Annotated in this window: 10 protein-coding genes; 6 read left to right on the forward strand and 4 right to left on the reverse strand. The window is 45.4% G+C overall.

Features of this window, described 5'->3' with window-relative positions; genetic code table 11:
• The first annotated feature begins 13 nt into the window (after nt 1-13).
• Both MUCPA_RS23590 and MUCPA_RS23595 read left to right on the forward strand, forming a co-directional pair.
• Nucleotides 14-1,132, forward strand: coding sequence for a thioredoxin fold domain-containing protein (locus MUCPA_RS23590; RefSeq protein ID WP_008509797.1), 1,119 nt, complete (start codon nt 14-16; stop codon nt 1,130-1,132).
• Nucleotides 1,122-3,362, forward strand: a complete 2,241-nt coding sequence (locus MUCPA_RS23595; RefSeq protein WP_008509798.1) for a S9 family peptidase — start codon at nt 1,122-1,124, stop codon at nt 3,360-3,362. The genes MUCPA_RS23590 and MUCPA_RS23595 overlap by 11 nt, the downstream gene beginning before the upstream one ends.
• A 781-nt stretch (nt 3,363-4,143) precedes the next feature.
• On the opposite strand, the gene MUCPA_RS23600 is transcribed toward MUCPA_RS23595, so the two are convergent.
• Complete coding sequence (locus MUCPA_RS23600; protein WP_008509799.1) at nt 4,144-5,703, reverse strand: DHA2 family efflux MFS transporter permease subunit; 1,560 nt, start codon at nt 5,701-5,703, stop codon at nt 4,144-4,146.
• A gap of 141 nt (nt 5,704-5,844) precedes the next feature.
• Between MUCPA_RS23600 and MUCPA_RS23605 the strand changes: the two genes are divergently transcribed.
• Nucleotides 5,845-6,753 (forward strand): helix-turn-helix domain-containing protein, encoded by a 909-nt coding sequence (locus tag MUCPA_RS23605; RefSeq protein ID WP_008509800.1) that lies wholly within the window; start codon nt 5,845-5,847, stop codon nt 6,751-6,753.
• Nucleotides 6,754-6,926: 173 nt separating this feature from the next.
• Here MUCPA_RS23605 and MUCPA_RS23610 read toward each other — a convergent pair whose 3' ends face one another.
• Nucleotides 6,927-8,030: a COX15/CtaA family protein gene (locus MUCPA_RS23610; RefSeq protein ID WP_008509801.1), complete on the reverse strand. Its 1,104-nt coding sequence runs from the start codon at nt 8,028-8,030 to the stop codon at nt 6,927-6,929.
• A gap of 367 nt (nt 8,031-8,397) precedes the next feature.
• Between MUCPA_RS23610 and MUCPA_RS23615 the strand changes: the two genes are divergently transcribed.
• Nucleotides 8,398-9,159 (forward strand): hypothetical protein, encoded by a 762-nt coding sequence (locus MUCPA_RS23615; RefSeq protein ID WP_169316202.1) that lies wholly within the window; start codon nt 8,398-8,400, stop codon nt 9,157-9,159.
• A gap of 291 nt (nt 9,160-9,450) precedes the next feature.
• On the forward strand, nt 9,451-11,943 hold the full coding sequence (locus MUCPA_RS23620) for a hypothetical protein (RefSeq protein WP_008509806.1): 2,493 nt from the start codon (nt 9,451-9,453) through the stop codon (nt 11,941-11,943).
• Nucleotides 11,944-12,105: 162 nt separating this feature from the next.
• On the opposite strand, the gene MUCPA_RS23625 is transcribed toward MUCPA_RS23620, so the two are convergent.
• Both MUCPA_RS23625 and MUCPA_RS23630 read right to left on the reverse strand, forming a co-directional pair.
• Nucleotides 12,106-14,631 (reverse strand): excinuclease ABC subunit UvrA, encoded by a 2,526-nt coding sequence (locus MUCPA_RS23625; RefSeq protein ID WP_008509807.1) that lies wholly within the window; start codon nt 14,629-14,631, stop codon nt 12,106-12,108.
• A gap of 150 nt (nt 14,632-14,781) precedes the next feature.
• Entirely contained in the window at nt 14,782-15,567 is a 786-nt protein-coding gene (locus MUCPA_RS23630) for an SDR family NAD(P)-dependent oxidoreductase (RefSeq protein WP_008509808.1), read from the reverse strand.
• Between the two features lie 398 nt (nt 15,568-15,965).
• Between MUCPA_RS23630 and MUCPA_RS36360 the strand changes: the two genes are divergently transcribed.
• On the forward strand, nt 15,966-17,684 hold the full coding sequence (locus MUCPA_RS36360; protein ID WP_157543983.1) for a family 43 glycosylhydrolase: 1,719 nt from the start codon (nt 15,966-15,968) through the stop codon (nt 17,682-17,684).
• Nucleotides 17,685-17,686: the final 2 nt, after the last annotated feature.

Below are 17,686 nucleotides of genomic sequence, written 5' to 3' on the forward strand. Positions count from 1 at the left end.
AAAAAACGCTGTGATGAAAAATATATTAACCCTGATATTGCTTACCCTCGGCCTTGCTGCATCGGGTCAGAACCGAAAAATAGAATTTAAACCTGATAACCTTAACGAAGCATTAACACTTGCCAAGGCGCAGCATAAAGTGGTGTTTGTTGATTGTTATACATCGTGGTGCATTCCTTGTAAGCACATGGAGGCCAATGTTTTTACAGTGGATACCGTGGCCGACTTTTTTAACTCGACCTTCATTAACATGAAGGCCGAGATGGATAAAGACGATCGTATGAAAGCCTTAGGCAAAACCTATAATATAGGTGCCTATCCATCATACTTATTATTGGATGGCGATGGAAAGCTGTTATTCAAATTTGTAGGAGGGATGTCGGCAGATGCTTTCATGAAAAAAATAAGAAGCGGCCTTAAACCCAATAACGAAGTGGCCGTGATGGATGAACGTTATGAATCTGGCGATAGGTCAGCCGGTCTTTTGAGAGATTACGCCCTTTTAAAAGTGAGGCTGCAGGAAATACCGCTGGCAAAAAAAATAGACGAAGAGTTTATGGACCGGGTACCCTTGAAACAGATCGTTAAAAAAGAGAACTGGGCATTGTTCGGCAAAAACCGTTATGCCATGTACCTGTCAGAAATTGATACCCGTAATTTTAACTTCCTGGCCGACCACTGGAAGGAATTCGCCGTTGAAAATACCAAGGATACTGTTGATGAGAAATTGGCTTCCGTTTACCGCAAAATTGCCAGTTATGCCCTGGTAGGGTATTATTTTAAGGGACATCCCTACAATAAAGACGATTTTGAGCATTACAGGAAGCAGATTAACGCTACCGATATGCCTGATAAAGATCAGTTTTTGGTTTTGATAGACATGGCAGATGCCGCAGGCAAAAAGGACCTGGACAAAGTTACCGACCTGATGGCAAAACACATCTCAGGTTTTACGGAAGCCAACCGGCGCATTACCTGGGATTACTTTACCTTCTGTTCAAACAATCGTAACTACAAATCTCCCCGGATAGTTGAAATAGCAGACCTGGTGATTAAAGCCACCAACAACCCGTACCTGGTGAGTACCTGTGAAATGTATAAAAAAAAATATACCCCTACTGATGCACGCTAAATTAGTATTTGTTTTATTGCTGTTTGGCTGTACGTTATGCTACGCCCAGCAACCCGACTTTGCCGCCACCGAAAGATACGATGTACCCAACCTTTCAAAACTGGTTGGTACCACATCCGTTATTCCGTTTTTCCTCAACCAAGGCAACAAGTTTTGGTTTGTTGCCAACGATGCGCCCGGCCTAACATCAGCCGCGGCTAAAAAAAAATCTCCCGCCAACTATTACCTGGCAGATCCGGATAAAAAACAGCTGATACTTTTGTTTGATAAGCAAGCTATTGTAAAAAGCCTGGCTACCCTAACAACCGGTGCAATTGATACCGGCGCTATCAACTACACGCCCGATTTTTTACCAGGGCAGCAAACCGTTGCGCTTATTTATAAAAACGTTAAATATGCTTACAACTATACCACTAAAAAGCTGGCCAAATACCAGGAACCGCCCAAAGAAAAGATTGCTCATTTAACCGGTGACCGGTCGCCCGATAAGCACTGGTTATTGTACGCCCGCAACCATAACTTATACCTTAAAAACTTAGCCGATACCACATCCAGGCAACTTTCGCGCGATGGAGCGCTAAACTATTCCTTCTCGCTAACACCGGCCGACGAACATGTCAACTTTGATACCGGGACAGGCGCGGTGTGGACAGCCGACTCCAAATCGTTTTATGTTTTACGAAAAGATACCCGGAAGGTGAAAACATTAACGGTAATCAATTCGCTTACAAGCCCAAGACCCTACGTAAATACCTATCCCTACGAATTACCCGGTGACAAGGATGTAACCCAGTACGAGCTGTTTATAGGCAATACCGGCGACACTGTGCTGAAAAAGATCAATATCGAGAGGTGGCCGGATCAGGCTGTTTCTATCGTGCCATCGGCAGGTATTACCGGCGAAATGTTTATCCTCCGCAAAAAACGGAGCCGCGATGAGGTGGAGCTATGCGCCGTAAATATTAAAACCGGCCAGCTCCGCGTAGTGATCCACGAGGTAAGCAAACCTTTTATTAACGAAGATCTGTTTCATGTGGCCGTTGTAAACCAGGGTAAGGATATCATCTGGTGGTCTGATAGGAGTGGCTGGGGGCAATACTACCATTACGATAGTACCGGTAAGCTGCTCAACGCCATTACCGCCGGCAACTGGACGGCGGGCCGCATACTCAATATTGATACCCTTGGCCGGGGCATTTACTTTTACGGCTTTGGTAAAGAGCAAAACAGCAACCCCAACTACGCCTATTTATATAAGGTAGGTTTTGACGGCAAAAAGCAAATGCTGCTTACAACGGCTAATGCTACACACAACGTTTTTATATCAAAAGACAGAAAATACCTGGTGGATAATTATTCGAGGATAGACCTTGAGCCCCGAACCGTGGTGTTGGATAACAAAGGACACTTTGTGCAGCAAATATTAAAGGCCGATATGAGCGCGCTTTATGCCTATGGATGGAAACAGCCTGAGCAATTTAAGGTAAAGGCTAAAGACGGCGTGACCGACCTTTACGGCCTGATGTGGAAACCCTTTAATTTTGATCCCAATAAAAAATACCCCATCATATCGCAGGTTTATCCCGGCCCGCAGATTGAAACCGTGTGGACCGAGTTTACCGTATTTGATCGCTATAACAATACCTCGCTGGCCCAAACCGGGTTTATTGTGGTGGTGATGGGGCACCGTGGCGGTACACCGCTGCGAGAGGCCAAATATTATAAATATGGCTACGGCAACTTGCGCGACTATGCGCTCGAAGATGACCGGTACGGCCTGGAACAACTGGCCGCGCGCTTTAATTTTATCGATTTAAAAAGGGTCGGCATATTCGGCCACTCCGGTGGCGGGATGATGGCTACGGCGGCGCTATGTACTTACCCTGATTTTTATAAAGTAGCTGTGGCATCATCCGCAAACCATGATAATAATATTTATAACCGCACTTGGGGAGAAACTTACCAGGGTTTAGCGAAGCCTGTTGCCGTAAACCAGAGCCTTGCCAAAAACCTTAAAGGCCACCTGTTGCTGGTGTCGGGCGAATCAGACGCCAACGTAAATCCGGCCAATACCATGCGCATGGCCGACGCGCTGATCAAAGCCAACAAGGATTTTGATATGCTGATTTTACCCGGCCAAAGCCACGCTTACGAAGAGCCTTATAAAACTTACTTTCAAAAACGGCTCCGCGAATATTTTGCCAGGTATTTATTGGAAGGGCAAAAGTGAGCGCGGCCATAAACGGTTGGTAAAACGGGCCGTTGTACTTTTAAATAGGTAGCTTTAGTAACCGCCTTTAAAAGTTCTCATCCACCCACCAACCCTGAAGCTTCACCGGAGGGGGAAACTTTTGCGCGTGCCAGGTGTGCTGCATGGTCAATGCAGAGCCCTTTGCACGCGCATACTCATTCACTTACCTCCTCCAAAACTTTGTCATCCCGGAGGGAGGGAACTTTTGCGCGTGCCATGTGTGCTGTAGATCGCCAACGTAAGGCGGTTGCACGTGTATATTCATCCACATACCTCTAAAAAATTTGTCATCCCGACCGGAGAGAGGGAACTTTTACGCGTGCCAGGTATTACTGTAGATGGTTAACGCAGATCCCTTTGCACTGGCATACTCATCGCTCGCAAAGGATCCCTCCCTCCGGTCGGGATGAGATGATGGGTAAGGGTTGTGGTGGTGTGGAGGTTTTGTTTATGATCGGTTCCTATTGTTAATCATGTGATTTAATGTTTTTTAATATGTTATTCACTCATTATAATTGATGGTGGTTCATCCACCAATCGTCTCTAAACCTTCCATGCCGACCATTGTTGCTAATGCTTTGCATCCGCCCATCACCACCGAAATTTTGTCATCGTGACCGGAAGGAGTGAACTTTGCGTATGCCAGGTGTGCAGCAGACGACCGTTGTCTATTGACCGGACAACGATCCGAAATTTTTAATTAATTAAATAACAGGTTGCGAGCGCCCGGTTTATTGCTCTCAAAAGATGATCATAATTTTCAATGCGCGTCCGGTATCTCCACTTTCCCGCTTTTTACCACGGCCCGTTTTTTAATCGTCAGGATAACCAGCGGGATGCAGCAGGCGTTCAGGATAGCCAACAAAAAGAAGGCGTCCATATAGCTCATTAAAAAAGTTTGCCTCACCACCATGTTTTCCAGCGCGCCTAACGATTGCTGCGCCGCCCGTAAATAGGTTGAGCCATGCGCCATAAAATTTGCGATATACGATTGCCGCCGCTGAAGGGTTAAAGGATCGCTTGCCGTTACATGCGCAATCAGGGCCGTGCGGTTTGCCGCTTCGCGATGCGCAATATAAGTATTGATCAAAGCGATACCGAACGAGCCGCCCATCTGCCTCATCATGTTATTGAGTGCCGCGCCCTGCGGGATTTCCGATGGCTTCAACTCCGAAACGGCGAGCGCGGTAAGCGGAACAATGAGCAGCGCCGCCCCAAGTCCGCGGAAAATCAGGGGGATAAAGAAATAGGCGCCCCCCGTTTCCAGGTTAGAGCCCGACATCAGGTAACCAAACACCGCCGACATGCCAAAGCCCAGGATGATCAAATATTGCGGCCTGATGCCACTTTGCAGTATTTTGCCTAAAAAGGGAGATATCATGGCCGCCATCAGCGTGCCCGGCAGCAACATAGTGCCGGTTTGGAAGGCCGAATAACCGATGATCCGCTGCGAATATAAAGGAAACACAAATACCGCGCTAAACAAACCGAAGCCGAGCACGAACGTCATGATAGCCGAAATGGAAAGCGTGGTGCTCTTAAGTACCCGCAGGTTGATCACAGGGTACTCGATCTTCAATTGCCACCACACCAAAACGGATAAACAAATAGCCGATACCAGGCTTAACACCAGGATGTAGGTCGCTGCAAACCAATCGTCGGTTTGGCCGCGCTCCAGCACCACCTGCAAAGCGCCCACGCCTATCGCCAGCAAAAATATGCCGAGCCAATCAATGGGCCGCCCATTGGTTGATTTTTTGGTGGGTTTTAAATAAATAAAACATAAAAAAGCGGCCAGCAAGCCGATGGGGATATTGACGTAAAAAATCCACTGCCAGGATAAATTATCTACGATATAACCGCCAAGCACCGGGCCGATTGAAGGCCCGATGATAATACCCAGGCTGAAGATTCCACTCGCCGTGGCCCGCTCTTTAGCTGGGAAGGTTTCAAACAAAATTGCCTGTGAGGTAGATAAAAGTGCGCCGCCACCTATCCCTTGTAAAAAGCGGAAGGCTACTAACTCCAGTAAATTATGCGAAAATCCGCAAAAGGCCGAGGCTATGGTGAATAACAGGATCGACCCGATATAATATTGTTTTCTGCCTATTTTTTCTGCGAAAAAACTCGTCATTGGTATCACTATTACATTGGCAATGGCATAAGAGGTAATTACCCAGGCTGTATCTTCCAGCGAAGCGCCTAAATTGCCGCTCATGGTGTTGATCGATACGTTAACGATGGTTGTATCGATCAACTCGATGATGGTTGATGTGATGATGGTGATCACGATGATCCATTTGCGTAAACCTGTTTCCATGTTGCAAAAGTAGCCTCATCGTCCATCGATCCGTTTATAGAATTCAATCCAATATTTATAAAATTCAAACAGGATGTGCTTTTTTGATCATTTATTTGTCAAATAGTGTATAATAATCAAATAATTACCTACCTTTATTTGATGCTGGAAACGGAAACCCTCGAAGAATTTTACAGGCGGCACCCCCTGCCGGATCAAAAAATTTTAGCTGAAAACAATACGGGTCAGGGACACTTCAACGTGTTTTTGCGTAAGCCCTGTGTGCAGCGGACGCCTTTTAGCCGCAGGGACTTTTATAAAATAGCGCTCGTTATAGGCAAGGGAAAAATGATTTACACGGACAAGGAGGTGATCATCGACCGGCCCGCACTGGTGTTTTCAGGTCCGTCCGTTCCTTCATCCTGGGAATCGGGCCCCGGCCCTCAGGAAGGTTGCTTTTGTTTATTTACCGAAGCATTTGTTGAGTCGCGTGAGCACCAACATCCGCTGCAACATTTTCCGCTGTTTCAGGTTGGGGCCAGCCACATCGTTTTCCCCAACGAAAGCCAACTGTCCTTTTTATCGGCTACCATGCACCGCATGATGGACGACCTGGATTCGGATTATGTCAATAAATACGATCTGCTGCGCAATTACCTGCACATTCTGATGCACGAAGCTTTAAAGATAACGCCAGCTAAAACTCCTGAAAAGAAAAGCGGTGGCTCTGCGCGAATCACGGCCTTGTTTTTAGAATTGCTTGAACGGCAGTTCCCCATTGATTCCCCCGAAGAATCGCTGAAACTTAAAACCGCCCACGATTATGCCCAAAGCCTGGCTGTACACACCAACCACCTGAACCGGGCCGTAAAAGAGGTAACCGGCAAAACCACCACCCAACATATTGCCGACCGCGTTTTAAAGGAGTCGGTGGCCCTGCTTAAAAATACCGACTGGAGTATAGCGCAGATAGCCAATGGCTTAGGTTTTGAAGAGCCTGCCTATTTTACCAATTTCTTTAAAAAGTACAACGGATCATCTCCGGCTAACGCGAGGGGGAATAATGGATGAGGGCGGGATTTAACCTTCTGGTATCTGGAGCTGGCAAGTTGACGGAACGGGTATTGGGCTTTATTGCTTAAGATAAATAACAGCTGGCGGCGTCTAAACTCCTTGGCCAAACCAATATGCCAATAATATCATACTACCAGCCCAATAAATGTTATCGGCGCTCAAAAAAGTATCTATCTATATCGGTCCGCATTACTTCTTTTTGAAAAAAACAACGCTGTAATGAGCGACATCAGCAGCAACATACCCACACACTGATGTAGTACGGCAAAATAAATAACCCAGTGGAACATGCTGTTCATTAGCGTCACAATTCCTAATAACACCTGTGTAAAAACCAGCAAGAGAACAATCCAGCGGGAGCGTTTGCTGACATTGCGGGCACGGTAAAACCAAAGCATAATGAGCAGGGCGATGAGATAGGCCAAGTTGCGATGGGTAAACTGGATGGAAATAACGTTATAGCAGAGCGAGTGTAGCAGTCCGCCCGGAGAGGTTAAGCCAACGGGCATCTGTGTTCCGTCCATGTCGGGCCAGGTGGGGGCATATAGCGCGGCATGGGTGCCGGCCATCAAAGCGCCGTAAATAAGTTGGAAGAAAAGCAAAACCACGATGCCTGTAAGCAGCCGGTTTGGACTGCCCTGATGAAGGCGCTTGGCGTGGGGGAATGAAATTTTAAGCGTGAACCAAAGCAGGTAACACAGTAAAAACAGGGCGCAGATAAAGTGAACAGCCAAGCGGATATGGCTAACGGACAGGTCGGTATCATTTAGTCCGCTTTGTACCATTACCCAGCCTATAATCCCTTGCAATCCCCCTAACAAAAATAAAATAAGCAATGGATGGATCATTGCCCGGCTAATCTGTTTTTTGAGGACGAACCAGCAAAACGGCACAATGAATACCAAGGCCATCAACCGGGCCCATTCGCGGTGCAGCCATTCCCAAAAAAATATGGCTTTGTAGTCGGCTAATGTAAAACCGCTGTTCAGTTGTTTAAACTGTGCAATCTGCTGATATTTTTGAAAGCTTTGCTGCCAGGCTTGCTGGTTAAGTGGCGGCAGGGCGCCAAGCAGGGGTTTCCACTCGGTAATGGATAAGCCAGAACCCGTAAGCCGGGTAACACCGCCAAGTAGGATCTGGACCATCAACATAATGATGCCCGTGATAAGCCAGGTGCTGATATGGCGATGAGGAGCTTTACTGAATGTTTGTGGTTGGGCCATGGATGAGCAAAAATGGGTAATACCAAACGAGCTACCACGGAGCAATGTCATGTATGGTATTGATGGCCGTCATTTTTGAAGGGGCGTGCGAAGGAATGTATGCTTGCATGCCTTTTAATAAAAAGCAACTTGGTGGTAAATAAACTTACGAAACCAAGAGCGACTTTGTCTATAAATGAGTAGGTGAGCTTAGCGGTTTTGCGGCCCTGTTATTCGTGGTCCACATCTGCGGTTCAGTAATGTTGTTAGTATGGATTTTCTTTGTCAATAGGTTTTTGATGGTGTAGTTTCAATGTCTATCTTTAATCCAAAAGTAGTAGAACTCACAGTTATTTATCTTTAAATATTGTGGTAGCTAAATTAGCTAAAGCTCTCATCGGGTTTGAATAACTTTAGCACCCATCAATACCGTTTAGAGTTGAAAGTATTTTTCTTATTCATAATTCTGTTGGTCTGTAGGTCAGCTTTCGGGCAGAAGTACATGATACTTGGTCAAGATACTTTGCCATATAAAGTCAATATGATTATCTCAAGTGATACAACTTACAAAGGGGGACTGACCTTAATTAAAATTGATACATCGTACCAGGACCGTTGTTATGTTTTTGAAAAGAGAAATGGCAAAATAGTTAACCGGACCGACAGATGTTGTTTACGCCAGGGGCTTTGGATTTTTACTGACAGTGTTGGAAATTACTCTACCTGCTTTTATACAGATGGAAACGATTTTGGAAAATGGAAAAGCTACAATAAATACGGGAAGCTTTTAAAGGAAACGGAAGAGGTAAGCTTGGGGCAAAAACATTATATCACCAAAGAAATTGACTATTCCGGTTGTAAGGCCGTTACTATTGTTAACATGCCTTTTTGGGGATTCTATATCACGTACTTTTTTATTGTAATACCTATATTAGTTTTCTTGTCGATTGTCAGAATCCTTCTTAATCATCACATCTACAATATTGAAAACAATACAAATTATTCCCTTTTCGGCAATCGTTTTAAGTTAGCAGTAAATGAGTCAGGGCAATTAAGGCATGAATTATTAAGCACATTTACAATATTCTTTTTTAGATACAAGCCAGAAAATAAACCTGCCGTGGTTATAAGCAACCTGTTATCACTACTATGCTTCGGAAGCTACGCTATATTAATCATTGGCCCAATGGCCTGCCGTTAATTCAGTCATATCAGCCTCCATTTGCCGCCTGTTTTCTTGAAAATTTTTATTTCTCTTAAATTTCTTTTTACCCAATCATTTACTTTGGTATCCGAAAAAAACACCTTAAGTTTATGAGAAAAAACAGGACAATGGAGGTACTGATTTTTCGGGATAGGATTTACTTATCGTGATGAAAAAAGATGGGAATCAGTATAAGAAAATCCCTTAAATCAGCTCGCTTTTTCTTTTAAACCGATAGCTTAAACAGTTTACTCTCATCTTGACAAAATCTGATCAATACCTACCATCATGCTACGCCGTAAAAAGATACGTCTTTATTTGCTCTGCTTATTCGCGGTTTTATTTTTAGATGTTGCTATTGATTTTGCTTGTGGACCGGAGCCTGATCCGTATGATTATGGCGTATCGTTCTTTCATAACAATATTGGTGGGGATAAAGCTTATCGCGCGTTTTATTTTACTAACGGACAATTTTTATATGACGCGGAGGAGCCTGTAAACGAGGAGGACGTTAACTCGAGGGAATGGGCTGACTATTTAGGCGGCATGGTAAAGGCTCATGATGTAAAGAAGGTGATGTACCACCTAAGCCATAAAGCCGATAGTATTTTATTACAGGGCTATTTGAATTTAAAGAAACAACTACCAGATACCCTTAAACACAACACCTTTCTACACGCCTTAAAAAGAAATAAAGACGCTTTAATGTATTACCGGTTTGCTAAAATTATTGAACCCGGGTTAAGTTATAAAGATCCGTGGAGAAACGAACCTGTTGATACCAGTTTTTTACGCAAAAATGCCGCTTATGCATTTAAACAGGCTGCCGTTGTAAAAAGTCAATTCTTGAAAAAACGGTATTATTTCCAGGCACAACGCATGTACCATTATACCGGGCAGAATAACGAAGCGATTGAAGTATACCAAAAATATTTAAAAAACACGGAGCCGGGGTACTATATCACAGGTTTAACGCTGGGATTGAGGGCAGGCGAAGAGGGCAGAATAGGCAATCCAGCTAAAGCCGCCTACCTTTTCTCAAAACTATTTGCAACTTTTCCCGAAAGACGCGTTCAGGCTTATGAAAATTATATAGCTATCAAAATGCACGGGCATGACGTTACTGCTTTTGCCAGCAACAATAAGGAGAAAGCTGTTATGTATGCCATGAACGGCTTTTATACACATGAGTTAAGTACAAGGTATTTAAAGAAAGTTTATAATATAGCCCCGGCTTCGCCTTTTGTTGAAATACTTTTGGCCCGTGAGATAAACAAGCTTGAAGGAGCCTGCGTTACACCCAAACTGACTGACAAATTACCATACGATAATTTAAACGGAGATTATTACGGATGGAATGATGGCTTAAAGAAGTCGAAACATATCAATCAATACATTAACGAGCTAAAGGTGTTTTGTATGCAGATTGCAAACCAACACCGCTGCAAGCACCCGGAGATAGGGATTGTGGCTAAAGCTTATCTTGATTGGATGACCGGCAATAACAAAGCAGGTATCGCAGCATTAAATCAAATTGATGACGCGCATTTGAACACCAGGCTTTACGACCAAAAACAATTGGTTAAGCTGCTGCTGCTATCGCAGCAAATAAGGAAGTTGGATAGTATTTCCGGACAACAACTTATACCTTGCCTGTTGTGGCTGGATAAAAAAGTGGCACAGGAGTTAAAAACAAATGGAGAACCCATTAAAGGCATGCATGATTACGGTATTGAGCGCCGCTTGAGAAGATTTACGTGGTCTGCACGGGATTATTATCAGAAATTAATAGCGCCTATGTACCTGTCTCAGCACGACACAGCAAAAGCGGCGCTGGCCATGCTCAAAGGCATGCCTACATTAGTTGGAGATACTTTAAGTTGTTACCATCAAAATTATTGGGAGGACTACACTACCATTAACTTTTGGCAAAACTATTTACACTCATCTAACCTACGCCAGGTTATATCCTATAAGCGAAAGCGCGTGGGCGATCCTTTTTTGATGGTGTTAGCAGCAGGCTTGCAAGGAATATCTTATGACTGTTTGTATAATTTGCTCGGGACAGCCTATCTACGTGAGCATAACTATAAAGAAGCCATTTCGGCACTAAGTAAAATTAGAATACATACCGCCAAAGAATTTCCGCTCGCTTCCTACGAAGGTCCTCGGCTTAAAAGTGATCCCTTTGCTGAACAGCTCAAAGACTATCCCAAAAACTATCATACCGGTAAAATTGGCGGATATTCAAAGCTGCGCTTTGCTAAAGTAATGTACACACTTCAGTTGGCTATAAAGCGCAACCCGCAAAAAGCTTCTGCTTATTACTTTGCCATAGCCACGGGTTTGTACAATACATCTTATTATGGCAATGCCTGGTTTATGATAGCCTATGTATGGTCTGATTCCTGGTCGGGAGAGCAGCATCCCATACCTTTTTACTATAATCAGGACCTCTGCAAAACAATTAATGCAGAAAGACTTTTTATAAAAGCCAGGCAATTAAGTAAATACCCTGAATTTAAGGCTAAATGTACCTTTTGGGCCGCCAAATGCAAGCAAAACCGCTACAATGGCGCAGATAAGGAATTTTTTCTCTATAAATTTTACCTAAAACACGCCGAGGCTTACCGAAACGAAATTACAAAAAACAAATACTTTAAAGAGCTCAGGAGAAGTTATCCACAAACTCAATTTTATAAAACGGCAGTACATGAGTGCAGTTACTTCCGTGATTTTTTAGTTTCTGCGGCTATCAAACGTAGTGATGGTAAAAAGTAGATAAGCGAGCTGCAGTTTATTTTAGTTATTTGTATTTGGCGTATGGTGATATGATTCCATGTTTCCAAATGGTTCATTGTAACTGATAGATTGAGAAGGGCATATCCGTAAGGATTAGGGGCCTGTATCATTTCTCATCTTCTATCCCCACAAATCAAACCCTTACAAATACTTAACCAGGTAAGGTGCGGTACGGCTGTTTCTAACTTTTACTATTGTCGATGGATGCCCTGCGGCAACAATCCGGCCCCCATCTTCACCGGCGCCCGGGCCGATATCGATCACCCAATCGCTGGCGGCTATCACGTGCATATCATGCTCCACCAGTATTACGGTATTGCCGGCATTTACCAATCTGTTCAGTTGTAACATCAAACGTTCCACATCGGATGGGTGTAAGCCAGTGGTCGGTTCGTCTAAAACATAAAGAGTTTGCCCATGCTGGGCACGTTGCAGTTCGGTAGCCAGTTTAATCCGCTGCGCCTCGCCGCCAGAAAGTTCGGTTGCGGGTTGTCCCAAACGCAGATAGCCCAAACCTACTTCGCGCACAACGTCGAGCGTGCGGCTGATGGCGGGTTCTTCATCAAAAAAGATTGCTGCTTCGTCCACGGTTAATCCGAGCACCTCCGCAATGTTTTTGTCTTTGTATTTAACTTGTAGCGTTTGAGGGTTATAACGGGTGCCGCTGCAGGTGGGGCAGGGCGTATAAACGCTGGGCAAAAACAGCAGCTCCACCATAACCACGCCTTCACCCTCGCAATGCGGACAACGGCCTTTAACAACGTTAAACGAAAAGCGACCGGCATCGTATTTTCGGGCCCTGGCGGTTGAAGTCGCAGCGAATATTTTACGCACATGATCAAATAAACCCGTATAGGTAGCCAGGTTAGAGCGCGGCGTACGACCGATAGGTTTCTGATCAACTACCACCAGGCGTTTGATGTTTTTCATTCCTGACCTGATGGTGCCGCCTGAAGGTGAAGCCTGGGTTTGTTCCAGGGGATCTACCTCAGTATCTGGTAATGTGTTAACCGGTAAACCTAATTTTTCTGCTACCAGTTCAACAAGTGCCTGGCTTACTAAACTGCTTTTTCCGGAGCCGGAAACACCGGTTACACTTGTTAGCACCCCTAAAGGAAAACTGGTGTCAAGCTGATTTAAATTATTGCGGGTAATGCCCTCCAGTTTAAGCCAGTCGGTAGGCAGGCGGAGCTCTCTGGTCTGCTTTGCCGTATCGTTATAAATATAATGCCTGGTTACCGAGGCTTCAATATGTTTCAATCCATCGGGAACGCCGCTGTATAAAATGTGACCGCCTTTTTCACCGGCGGCAGGGCCTACATCTACTATCCAGTCTGCATGGCGTATCACGTCTATCTCATGCTCCACAACAAATAACGAATTACCGGATGCTTTCAGCTTATCCAACGCGCGCAACAAAGCCTCGGTATCCGCAGGGTGTAAGCCTGCCGAGGGTTCATCAAGCACATAAACCACCCCAAATAAGTTGGAGCGCACCTGCGTAGCCAACCTTAAGCGCTGTAATTCGCCAGGTGATAGGGTAGGGGTGCTCCTTTCTATGGTGAGGTAGCCCAGGCCTAAATCCAGCATCACCTGCAGCCGCGCCAAAAAATCTTCGGCAATGCGCTTGGCTACCAATACTTTTTCGGGATGCTTCGCTTCCATTTGTTTCAAAGCGGCGGCTTTGCCACCGGCATAAGGTTCCAGTATCCCGGCTAATTTGCTTAAGGATAGCCGGGATAGTTCGGCAATATCATAGCCTGCAAATTTTACACTCAATGACTCTTGCCTGAGGCGCTTCCCATGGCAAAGCCGGCATTCGGTACCCAGCATATATTGCGAAACCCGCTTTTTCATTAACGCGCTTTGTGTGTTGGCAAAGGTATGCCGCACATAGCGCCGTACGCCGGTAAAGGTTCCCATATAATCGGGCTGGCGCTTGTTTTTGATAAAACGGCTGATCTCCTCGTGCGTGTAGCCTGAATACACCGGTACAACCGGCTGTTCTTCGGTAAACAGGATCCAGTCCCGGTCTTTTTTTGGCAGATCTTTCCAGGGTATATCGATATCAAAACCTATTGTGGTTAAAATATCGCGCTGGTTTTGCCCCTGCCAGGCCGAAGGCCAGGCGGCAATAGCTTTTTCACGAATGGTTAAGGTATCATCCGGCACCATACTTTTTTCGGTTACCTCGTACACCCGACCAAGACCATGGCATTCCGGGCAGGCCCCTTCAGGGGTGTTGGGCGAAAAAGATTCGGCATAGATGATGCCCTGTCCATCCGGATAATCACCCGCACGTGAATAAAGCATCCGCAATAAATTGGAAAGCGTAGTTACACTGCCCACGGAAGAACGCGTGGAAGCCGTACCCCTTTGCTGCTGTAAAGCTACTGCTGGCGGTAGGCCCTCAATCTCGTCCACTTCGGGTATGGCCATCTGGTTAAATAACCGGCGGGCGTAGGGCGAAACCGATTCAAGGTAACGCCGCTGTGCTTCGGCATATAGGGTGCCGAAAGCCAGCGAGGATTTACCCGAGCCGGAGATACCTGTAAAAACAACCAGCGCATCCCTTGGGATATCAAGGCTTACATTTTTCAGGTTATGCTCACGCGCGCCTCGAACACGTACAAAGCCGTTTAAATCAGGTTGTTTTTTGGAAGCCATTATCCTACTACAAAAAGAAAGCCCTGGTGTTTGCCGTTTTTTTATATCTGCTTATTTACTGGTTGGGCAGATGGAGGCATTTGCTGCTGAAAAAAGAATCAGGATGCGGGCACCGGAGCTTTTTAACTGAAACCCCGGTGCCGCTTATGGTTACTTGCTATGCCTAAAACTATTGTTATTTGTTGCGAAGCTTATACCGCTGATGCGTTGGCAAAGTTGAAGTAGTTGTTGCTGGATGCCCACATCATCCGCTTCATGGAGATATCTGCTTTCCCGCTGATGATGGAAGTAGTGTCCGCTAACCATCGCTTTAGGATCATCACTTACGGCCAGCCATGCCTGTGTCTCAAAACCTTTTTGCAGGCTATCTGGCGCACCCGCTCCTCCCATTTTAGTGGGTACCCAGCCTGGGTCTACGGCGTTGGCATAAATACCGGGCCATTTGCTGGCCACTGCTTTGGCCAGTATCAGGTTGTGCAGCTTTGAATCCGAATAGCTGGCCGCAGGCTTTTCTCCCTGCAAACGTTTTAGCGTAGGGTCGCCTTGTAAATGCATACCCGAACTCAGGTAGATTAGTCTTTGAGGTTTATTAATTAAACTGGTCAGGATATAAGGGGCAATGGTGTTTACGGCAAGGATGAGTGGTAAACCGTCAACACTAAGCTCCTCGCCTCTAACCTGGTAAACACCCGCGTTATGTATGATGGCGTCAAAATACCCTATCGCATTAACATCCGCCGCCAGTTTTTCAATTTCGGCTATGCTGGAAAGATCGGCCGTTAATACAGTATCCGCGCCTTTAACTTTGCTCAAAGCATCGTGTGCGCGTTTTTCGTTGCGGGCATGCAACACTACCTGGTGGCCCTGCCTGATTAATGCGTTAGCCGCCATCAGCCCTAAACCGTCGGCCGAGCCGGTGATAAATATTTTCGCCATAATTGTTTATTTTTACTGTCTATCTCGCCTGTGATCGCTATGTAATCAAACCATAGTTTCCTGCATTGGTTTGAGTTGATAAATGTTATGGTATGTTTGCTTTACGCTGGGTTTGGCGCCCCTGCGTAACGTTTGATATGATCACTATAAACATTTGTTGTAAATATTTAGCTAAATAAGTTATCCGTTACACGCGTTTTCCGCGAAATTCGTTCCATCAACTTGTCAACGAAATAGTATTTTCCGTGTATAAGCTTAACGGCAAACTTTATCGCTTTGTGCTGGCGCAAAAAAGCCGGGCTATCATTCATTACTAAATAATTTATTCTCTGTACAAAATGCTACCATACATACGGCGCTACCTTTTTATCTATCTTTCGTTTTTTGTGTTGATAAAATTGAGTTCCGCATATGCTAACCCGGTGCCTGGTCAAAAACTCCTGGCTTATTGGCGTTTTGAACAGGTACAGCATCTAAATGGCGAGCTAAGCCAATCCATCAAAGGTAACCCGCTTACCGCGGATGACCGTAAGCCAACAGAACCCCAACCCTTTGTATATGATGATTCCGGGAACGGTAATTTTCTCCAGGTACGTGGCTCAAAGTCCTCGCCCAATGTTTTTTCTGACGATGTGCCCAGCTCCGAAACAGCTGGCAAGCCTAACCAACGTTCCCTAACGTTGAAATGGACAGGGGAATGTGTGCTTACGATGGACCGCCCGTTGGCTTACGCTGATATCCAGAAGAGCTGGAAGATAGAAGCCAGCTTGTTATGCAACCAGCTCGCGTTGGAGCAGGTGTTTATTTGTAAGGAAGGTTTAAAGGGAAACCTGGCCGCCGATGTTTCAATTGGCTACGACCCTATGTTAAAACGATATTTTGTAGAGGTGATGTGTGCAGATGGCAAGGCCCGCCGTGTACCGGCTGGCAGTGCGGTGATGGCCGGTAAATGGTATGATATATGTGCCGATGCCGTTTATGATGAGGAGCATGACCTAACCACACTGAAGATCTCGGTAAAAGCCTCGGGCGCTAAAAACTTTGAAAAACCGGCAACTATCGTGGTTAAAGGTATTACCATGCAACATCATGCTGCTATGTGGGTGGTAGGCCATGGATACCCCGGAGGGTTCCCCAATAGTTTGCAGGTAGATGGCGGTGGCATTGATGAAGTGAAGATATGGGGAGAGGCTTTGCCTCGTAAAGTGGGCCAAAACCCTTTGTTTACCGATGCTTTTACAGCAGATCCGACGGCGTTGGTATGCGGAGATAGCGTTTATGCTTATGTTGGCCACGATGCCGCATCTGTTGGAGGTTGGTTTAACATGCCCGAATGGTTGTGTTACTCGTCTACCGATATGAAACATTGGAAGGCTCACGGATCTATTTTAAAAGCGCAGGATTTTGTAAATGCTAATAGTACTGCCGCCTGGGCAGCACAGGTTGTAAAAAAAGGCAATAAATATTATTTTTATGTTACGTTGGATGGTAAGAAGGGGCATTTCATAACTGTGGCAGTTGGCAACAGCCCTACCGGCCCGTTTAAAGAAGCGATGCCCGGTAAGCCTTTGATTACCGATGATATGACAAATGATTCGCACCGGCCAAATGCAGATATCGACCCAACTGTGCTGATAGATGACGATGGTACCCCCTGGATGTTTTGGGGGAATGGTGATTGCTACATGGTTAAATTAAACCAAAATATGGTTGAGCTGGATGGCCCGATAACTAAAATTCCTTTCCGGAATTATTCTGAAGGGCCCTGGGTATTTAAACGGAATGGCCTGTATTATAATGTGTATGCAGCCGACGCGCCTGGCGTTCAGGCCGAGCAGATTTGCTATTCTACTGCCACGAAAATTACTGGCCCATGGGTTTACGGCGGCTTGGTAACCGGGCCCGCAAAATATGGATTTACCATTCATCCAGCTGTGATAGCGTTTAAAAATAAGTGGTATTTTTTCTACCACGACGGCTCATATGCGTTAGATGGAACGCCGGGTGGCGATTGCAGAAGGTCGGTATGCCTGGAATATCTTGATTTTTACCAGAACGGGCAAATTAAGCCGGTAGCCCTCACAGTACAAGGCATAAATTCAGTTAAACAAAAATAAAT

It is taken from the genome of Mucilaginibacter paludis DSM 18603, assembly GCF_000166195.2.
Classification (GTDB): Bacteria; Bacteroidota; Bacteroidia; order Sphingobacteriales; family Sphingobacteriaceae; genus Mucilaginibacter; species Mucilaginibacter paludis.